This is a genomic window from Paraburkholderia sp. RL18-101-BIB-B, assembly GCF_046026985.1.
In the GTDB taxonomy this organism is placed as follows: Bacteria; Pseudomonadota; Gammaproteobacteria; order Burkholderiales; family Burkholderiaceae; genus Paraburkholderia.
The window spans coordinates 1-850 of the sequence record NZ_JARESV010000168.1; the positions used below are offsets into that span (position 1 = coordinate 1).

The following is an 850-nucleotide window of genomic DNA, read 5'->3' on the forward strand; positions in this document are numbered from 1 at the left end:
TGCCAAAGTCTCACATACGAGTTCATTAAGTCAGATGACTCGTGGCTCTTAAATGCCCTCCTTTGAGCAACCCGCAATTTGGTGGATTGACCTCTGCTTCAATCCACCATCGTGAGCCTGCAACAATCGTGGTCACGCCGCCAACCGATGCTCATAATACGGCCGGTCCCTGTCATCAAGAATCGCGTACATTGACTCCAGATTTTTCGGGTTTGGCTTGAGCCACGCATCGATGTTTTCGGGCTTGATAGGAATGATGCAGCGGTCGTGACCCGCCGCTGCAACCTCCGCCGGCGGTTCGTCCGTGATGGCCGCGAATGAGAGCAAGTCTGATTCGCCCGACGCTGACCAGCGCGACCACAAACATGCGACATGCATCAGCTCGCCGTTACTCGGGCGAAACTCCAGCACAACATTTTCGTCACGCTCGTGTGTCTCGAGTAGCGTTCCCTCCATCTTGGCTCTGCTCACATTTTCGTAGAAGACGTCGACAAGTATGATGCCATGCGTGTACCCAAACACAGGTTTCCAAAAGCCCTGGAGATTGTCGCGCCTTGCGGTATATGTGCCTGGATATTTGACGTCGTAGACAGCCGGTTTGCCAGCAATACGACACTGATAGCGCATTGGCTTCACAACGCGTTGACCGTCTTCGATGACCATCACGGGTGCGTAGTGGCCGGGGAAAATGCGCGAGTCACGCGGCTGAGGCTCGGTGCGCTGGATGTCGTCAAGCTTGCCGCGGGTCCAGGCGATTTTATCCATGGCGATTCGCTGGCTTTCGGTGGCGGCTTTCGTTACCTTTGTCTGCAGTGACCGTTCGGCGTCCGCTAGCCGCTTACGTTGTTTG

1 protein-coding gene is annotated in these 850 nt (G+C 55.3%); it reads right to left on the reverse strand.

The window, feature by feature from the left end:
- Positions 1-132 precede the first annotated feature (132 nt).
- A partial coding sequence (locus P0D73_RS46530) for an SOS response-associated peptidase family protein (protein WP_408183765.1) occupies positions 133-850 on the reverse strand: 718 nt, incomplete at its 5' end.